This window comes from Pseudomonas sp. 2822-15 (assembly GCF_002742515.1).
GTDB classification, from domain to species: domain Bacteria; phylum Pseudomonadota; class Gammaproteobacteria; order Pseudomonadales; family Pseudomonadaceae; genus Aquipseudomonas; species Aquipseudomonas salomonii.
Genome location: NZ_LJRY01000335.1, coordinates 21,044 through 27,993 on the forward strand (window position 1 = coordinate 21,044; position 6,950 = coordinate 27,993).

The 6,950-nt window shown below is 60.8% G+C and carries 4 protein-coding genes; 1 reads left to right on the forward strand and 3 read right to left on the reverse strand.

All coding sequences use genetic code 11. From position 1 onward, the window contains the following. Positions 1-112: 112 nt before the first annotated feature. The 3 genes from AOA59_RS28395 to AOA59_RS28405 are packed head-to-tail and all read right to left on the reverse strand — an operon-like array spanning position 113 to position 5,023. Positions 113-1,477, reverse strand: coding sequence for an HlyD family type I secretion periplasmic adaptor subunit (locus tag AOA59_RS28395; RefSeq protein WP_065931496.1), 1,365 nt, complete (start codon positions 1,475-1,477; stop codon positions 113-115). Next, positions 1,467-3,623 (reverse strand): type I secretion system permease/ATPase, encoded by a 2,157-nt coding sequence (locus AOA59_RS28400; protein WP_056858202.1) that lies wholly within the window; start codon positions 3,621-3,623, stop codon positions 1,467-1,469. The genes AOA59_RS28395 and AOA59_RS28400 overlap by 11 nt, the downstream gene beginning before the upstream one ends. 41 nt (positions 3,624-3,664) lie before the next feature. Further along, positions 3,665-5,023: a TolC family outer membrane protein gene (locus AOA59_RS28405; protein ID WP_065931495.1), complete on the reverse strand. Its 1,359-nt coding sequence runs from the start codon at positions 5,021-5,023 to the stop codon at positions 3,665-3,667. A gap of 341 nt (positions 5,024-5,364) precedes the next feature. Here AOA59_RS28405 and AOA59_RS28410 point away from each other — a divergent pair. Beyond that, a partial coding sequence (locus AOA59_RS28410) for a retention module-containing protein (protein ID WP_143522843.1) occupies positions 5,365-6,950 on the forward strand: 1,586 nt, incomplete at its 3' end.

Genomic DNA, 6,950 nt, shown 5'->3' on the forward strand with positions numbered 1-6,950 from the left:
GTGAAGCGGATGGCGCTATCGCAGGCAAGCCAGCTCCCACATTTGAATGTGTTCACAAATCACAATGTGGGAGCTGGCTTGCCTGCGATGAGGCCCTGACAGACGCTGAAGATTACCGCTCGTGCAACGCCTCGGCCCGCGCCTTGATGATCGGCTTGAGCAGGTAGCTGAGGATGCTTTTCTTGCCGGTGATGATGTCCACCGAGGCCACCATGCCGGGAATAATCAACAAGGGCTTCTCGTCAGTGCCCAAGTGGCTGCGGTCGGTGCGAAGGGTGATCATGTAGTAGGTGGTCTTCTTGTCCTCATCGGTGATGGTGTCGGCACCGATGCGCTCAAGCTTGGCCTTCAGGCCGCCGTAGATGGTGTAGTCATAGGCGGTGAACTTGACGATCGCCTCTTGCCCGGGATGCAGGAAGGCGATGTCTTGCGGGCGGATCTTGGCTTCCACCAGCAGGGTGTCATTGAGCGGCACGATTTCGACCATGTCGCTGCCCGGCTGGATCACGCCACCGACGGTGTTGACCAACAGCTGCTTGACGATGCCGCGCACCGGCGAGGTGACCAGGGTACGGCTGACGCGGTCTTCGAGAGCACGGCCGGTGGACTCGGCCTTGTTCAGCTCGGTGCGCGCTTCGTTGAGTTGGGTCAGGGCTTCGCTGCGGAATTTGCCACGGGTTTCGTCGATCTTGCGCTGCACTTCCTTGATCGCCGACTCGGCGCGCGGGATCGCCAGGGTGGTGGCATCCAGCTGACCACGGGTTTCCATCTCGGCGCGCTTGAGGCGCAACACTTCCACCGGCGATACCGCGCCCTGGGCCACCAACGGCTCGGACATGTTGATTTCCTGGCGTTGCAGGGACAACTGGCTGCGGTACTGGCCTTGCTTGGAGCTGAATTCGCGCAGTTCCTGCTGGCGCTGCACCAGTTGCTCCTGCAAACCACCCACTTCGTCTTTCAACTGCTGACGGCGGCTTTCATACAGCGAACGCTCGTTGGCGGCCTGGCTGGGCGCGGCCTTGAGCACGTCGTCGGGGATGTTCAGCGGGCGGTCATCCACCTGCGCACTCAGGCGCTCAACGCGCAGTTGCATGGCCAGGCGCAACGCTTCGGTTTCGCCGGCATTGGAGACAAACCGGGTGTCGTCGAGGCGAATCAACGGCGCACCGGCTTCGACGATCTGGCCTTCCTTCACATACAGCTCGGAGACAATGCCGCCTTCCAGGTTCTGGATTTTTTGCAGCTTGGACGACGGAATCGCCTTGCCGTCGCCTCGGGTAACTTCGTCGATGCTGGAAAAACCGGCCCAGGTCACCAGGAAGACGAAGAACGCAATGATGGCCCAGATGGTCAGGCGGATTACCCGCGGCGCATCTTCGATCAGCGCTTTGTTGACTTCAGGCAGGGGCTGGCCCTGCAGCGAGTCGGTGCCTTTGAAGTAACGGCCGACCGCGCTTTTGATGGAGTTAAGCAACACTGATCTGCCCCTTTTTCAACGCTTCCATAACCACGGCTTTCGGGCCGTCTGCGAGGATCTGCCCACGGTCGACCACCAACAGGCGGTCCACCAGCGAGAGCAGTGAGGCACGGTGCGTCACCAGCACCACGGTCTTGTTTTGCACCACGGCTTGCAGGCGTTGTTTCAAGCGTTCTTCACCGGTGTTGTCCATGGCGCTGGTGGGTTCGTCCAGCAGCAGGATGGGCGGGTTGAGCAGCAGCGCACGGGCCAGGGCGACGTTCTGGCGCTGGCCGCCAGAGAGGTTCTGCCCGCGCTCGCCCACTTGCAGTTCATAACCTTGTGGGTGCAGGCGGGCGAATTCGTGCACGCCGGCCAATTCCGCGGCTTGCAGGACCATTTCGTCTTCTACATAGCGCGCACCGGACACCAAATTGTCACGCAGGGTGCCGGCCAGCAGTTGAATGTCTTGGGCGACGTAGCCGATGTTGTGGCGCAGCTCGCTGACGTCGATCTGGCGCACGTCCACACCGTCCACCAGCAAAGCGCCGGAGTCGGGCTGGTACAGGCCGACAATCAGTTTGGCCAGGGAGCTTTTGCCCGAGCCACTGCGGCCGATGATGCCGATTTTTTCGCCCGGCTTGATCACCAGGTTGATGTTTTTCAGCGCGGCGTTCTGTTGGTTCGGGTACGTGAAGTTCAGGCCACGGCACTCGATGGCGCCTTGCAGGGTGCGGCGGCTCATGGGGCGCTCTTCGAAATTGCGCTCCTGGGGCAGCTCCATCATCTGGTCCACCGAGGTCATGGTGACCTTGGCTTGCTGGTAACGGGTCAGCAGGCCCGACAGCGAGGCCAGCGGGCTCAAAGCGCGGCCACTGAGCATGTAGCAGGCAATCAGGCCGCCCATGCTGAGGTTGCCGTCGATGATCTGGTACACGCCGAAGACGATCATGATCACGCCGGCCAGTTGCTGGATGAGCAAGGTCATGTTCATCGACAGGCCCGACAGCAACTTCACGCGCAGCTCGAGGCGGCTGAGGGTGCCGATGGTCTGCTCCCAGCCGTACTGGCGCTCGCTCTCGGCGTTGTTGACCTTGACCGCATCGAGCCCGGCGAGGGTTTCGATCAGGCTGGACTGACGCTCGGCGGCCAGGGCCATGGTCCGCTCCATGGTCGCCACCAGCGGTTTTTGCAGGGCGTAGCCGATGCCCAAGGCCAGCGGGAACGCCAGTACCGGGATCCACACCAGGTGCCCGCCCAGGATGGCGATCACCAGGAAAATCAGCAACGTGAACGGCAGGTCGATCAGACTGGTGAGGGTCAAGGATGCGAGGAAATCACGCAGGCTCTGAAACTCATGGATGTTCTGCGCGAAGCTGCCAACCCGTGCCGGGCGATACTTCATGGACATGCCGACAATGCGCTCGAACAGCGTGGCCGAGATGATCAGGTCGGTTTTCTTGCCCGCCAGGTCCAGGCACAAACTGCGCAGGCTTTTGAGCACCAGGTCGAACAGGTAGGCGCCGCAGATACCCACGGCCAGCACCCAGAGGGTGGCGGTGGCCTGGTTTGGCACGACACGGTCGTACACGTTCATCACAAACAGCGGCGCGGCCATGGCGATGATGTTGATCAGGAAGCTCGCGGCGATGGCGTCGGTGTAGAGCCAGCGCGAACGTTTGAGCGTGTCGCGAAACCACGAGCGCGCCCGAGGAATCAGGGTGCCGTGGTTGACGTCGAATTTATGCTGAGGCTGGGCGAAGAAGACCTTGCCGATGTAGTCGTCGGCCAGCAGCTCACGTTTGATCAGCACTTCACCGCCGTCGCTTTCGCTGAGCAGGATGCGTGCTTCGTCTTCGCCTTGCCAACCCACCAGCACGGTACTGCGACCGTCCTTGAGCAACAGCAACGCCGGCAGTGCAATCGTCGGGATCTGTTCCAGCTTGCGCTGCAACACCCGGCCTTGCAGCCCGGCACGCGCGGCTGCACGTGGCAGCAACTCGGCACTCAGGCGCTGCGACGGCAGCGGCAAACCGGTGGTGAGCATGGCCGCGCTGGCGGGCTTTTGATGCAGGGCACAGAGCGCCAACAGCCCGTCCAGTAACGGGTCGTCGTGCAGCGTGCGTGGATCATGACTGAGATGAACTCGACTGACTTCGGATTCCACGCGGTGCACTCTCGACTAACAGATGGGGCTATTGGGGTGGCTCAATTCATCCCAGGCAGTTGGACTTTAGGTTTCACGTCGTTCTGTACGACGGACGCCATCGGTGCGACTACGCCCTGGCTTTTGAGCAATTCGCCCATGGTCGCCTTGATTCGATATTGAGTAAATAACTGAATGTTCTTGATCTCTTCCAGACGACGGGAAGCGGTGAACAATTCGTTCTCACTGTCGAGCAAGTCGAGCAGGGTTCGTTGGCCCAGGCTGAACTGCTGCTGATAAGAGGTGCGCACGCGGGTGCTGTGGTCGACGTATTGCTGGGCAACCGGCAACTGCGCGTTGGCGTTGTTCAAGGCGTTCCAGGCCAGGCCCAGTTCTTCATTGAGTTGGCGCAAGGCGTTGTTGCGGATATCCAGAGCCTGGCTGGCCTGGTACGACTTGGACTGCAGGTCGGCCTTGTTGCTGCCACCGGCAAACAGGTTGAAGCGCATGCGCACCATGGCTTCCCAGCCGTTGCTGTGGCCGGCATCGCCGCCGACGTTGTTGTCGGCATTAGTGCCCAGCTCCGCATCAAAGCGCGGGTAAAAGGTGGACTTGGCAGCTTCGTACTGACTTTCGGCGGCGGAGATATCCGACTCGGCCGAACGCAGGATCGGGCTGTTGTCGAGCATCTGGCGACGGGCTTCATTCAGGTCCGCCGGCAGCATGGCCATAAAAGGCGCTGGGCGCTCAAGCTGGTCGGGCATCTGGCCGACGGCGCTGAGGTAGTTGACCTGTGAGTCGGCCAGGTTGGTCTGCTCGGTGATCAGGTTGTTGCGGGCCTGGGCCAGACGCGCTTCGGCTTGGTCCTGGTCGGCACCGTTACCGACGCCGCGTTGGGTGCGCAGCTTGATCTGGTCGTAAATGCGTTCGTGGTTGCGCAGGTTTTCTTCAGCCAGGCGCACGAACTCACGGCGTGTCAGCACATCCAGGTACACCTGGGCGACAGTCAAACCGGTGCGTTCGGAAGTACCCAGCAAGGAGTAAGCGCGGGAATTGACGTTGGCTTGTTGGCGCCCGACTTCGCTGGAGGTGGCGAAACCGTCAAAAATCATCTGTTGCAGACGCAGGCTCGATTCGCCGCGGTTGTGGGTGTCCCACTGGTTGCCGTTCGGGCCGCTGGCGGCGCGGGTGGTGGAGTTGTCGGTACCTTCACGACCGTAACCGGCGTTCAGGTCAACGCGTGGCAAGTAACCACCTTGAGCAGCGCGCAATTGGTAATCGGCGGCGATTCGGCTGTTCACGCCGGCTTGAATTTCCGGGTGCACATCCAGCGCCTGCTGCATGGCCTGGGGCAATGTTTGGGCGTGTACGAAACCGGCGGCGAGTACGAACGGTATTGCCTTGAACAGGTGCAGACGCATTAAAAAATTCCCCAGGACTTCTTGTCTCAAATCACAGCGATTGGCCTCGCTGCGTCGGATAATGGCTACCGTAATGACCGTACGTCGGAAAGTTCAAAAAGCGGAACTGCTTCACACATGTAGGACGGTTCGCCGCATAAATATCAATGTGACATTACGGGGCCAATTGTTTAGGATGGCGACAAGAAGGTCAATAGTTTGGCATAAACTAGATAACGAATAAATCTAGCCAATAATTTGACGCCATTAACTACATAGACTACGCCCCCTCCTGTCTGGCGCTCACCCCCGCGAGCGGCCACATGGAATTCATCAGAAACGGATCGCCGGAGAAATCTTTAATGAGCAGTGTTGTTGCCATCGTCAAAAGCATTGTTGGTCAAGTTTTCGTTATTTCTCCGGAAGGGACGCGCCGTGTCCTTGTAGAAGGTGACCGCCTGTTCGCAGGCGACCAGGTCGACACCGGCATGTCCGGCGCCGTGAGCCTTGAGCTGGCCGACGGCCGCACCCTGGACCTGGGCCGTGAAACCCAGTGGAGCGCCGACCTGCCGGACTCCAGCCTCGACCTGGCCGCTGCCGCCGAAAACGCCGCGCCGTCGGTTGCCGAACTGCAGCAAGCCATCGTCGCGGGCGCCGACCCGACCACCGACCTGGATGCTACCGCCGCCGGCGCGACGGCTGCCGGTAATGGTGCTGCGGGCGGGGGCCACAGCTTTGTTGTACTGGACGCGACTGCGGGCCGCGTCGACCCGACGATCGGCTTCCCGACCGGCCCACTGGGCCAAGGCGCCGCGACAACAACCCAACTCACGGGCGCCCAAGGCGCAGGCGGCAATGGCAACCTGGCCTTGCAGACGTCGACCCTGACGCTGAGCGCAACGCCGACCATCACTGAAGCCGGTGGTGTGCTGACCTACACCGCCACCGTCACGCAGCCGCCTGTCAATGACTTGAGCATCACCCTGTCCAACGGCGCAGTGATCACCATCACCGCCGGCCAACTGACCGGCACCGTCAACGTGCCGCTGGCACCGAATGACAGCCCGTACATCGACCCAAGCCAGATCAACGTGAACGTCACCGGCACCACCGGCGGCAACAACCTGGTGCTGACGATTGACCCGAACCCGGCCGTTACACAGATTACCGACACCATCGACACCACCACCGTCACGTTGACGGCGGGCAACACCGTGACTGAAGGCGGGCAGATCACTTACACCGCTACCCTGACCAATCCGGCGCAAACCCCGGTGACTGTCACCTTGAGCAATGGCTCGGTGATTACCATCAAGGCTGGGGAGTCGGTGGGTACTGTTGTGGTCGATACACCGGCTAACGACGTCTACAACAATGGCTCGACTGTCAGCACCACTATTACCGGTGTGACCGGCGGCAATTTTGAGAATCTGGTACCGAGCACCACGCCTGCGGTTACTACGATCACCGATTCGATCGACACCACCACCGTTACCCTGACAGCAGGCAACACCGTCACCGAAGGCGGTCAGATTACTTACACCGCTACCCTGACCAACCCGGCGCAGACGCCGGTGACTGTCACCTTGAGCAATGGCTCGGTGATTACCATCAAGGCTGGAGAGTCGGTTGGCACGGTCGTCGTGGATACCCCGGCTAACGACGTTTACAACAACGGTTCGACTGTCACGACCACCATTACCGGTGCGACCGGCGGCAACTTTGAAAACCTGGTGCCGAGCACGACGCCTGTGGTTACCACGATCACCGATTCGATCGACGCCACCACCGTCACGCTGACGGCGGGCAACACCGTCACCGAAGGCGGTCAGATCACTTACACCGCTACCCTGACCAATCCGGCCCAAACCCCGGTGACTGTCACCTTGAGCAATGGCTCGGTGATTACCATCAAGGCTGGGGAGTCGGTTGGTACTGTTGTGGTGGA

What these genes read in the sequence shown, in the direction of transcription:
- AOA59_RS28405 (WP_065931495.1), bottom strand. Translation starts at nt 5,023, where the DNA reads ATGCGTCTGCACCTGTTCAAGGCAATACCGTTCGTACTCGCCGCCGGT.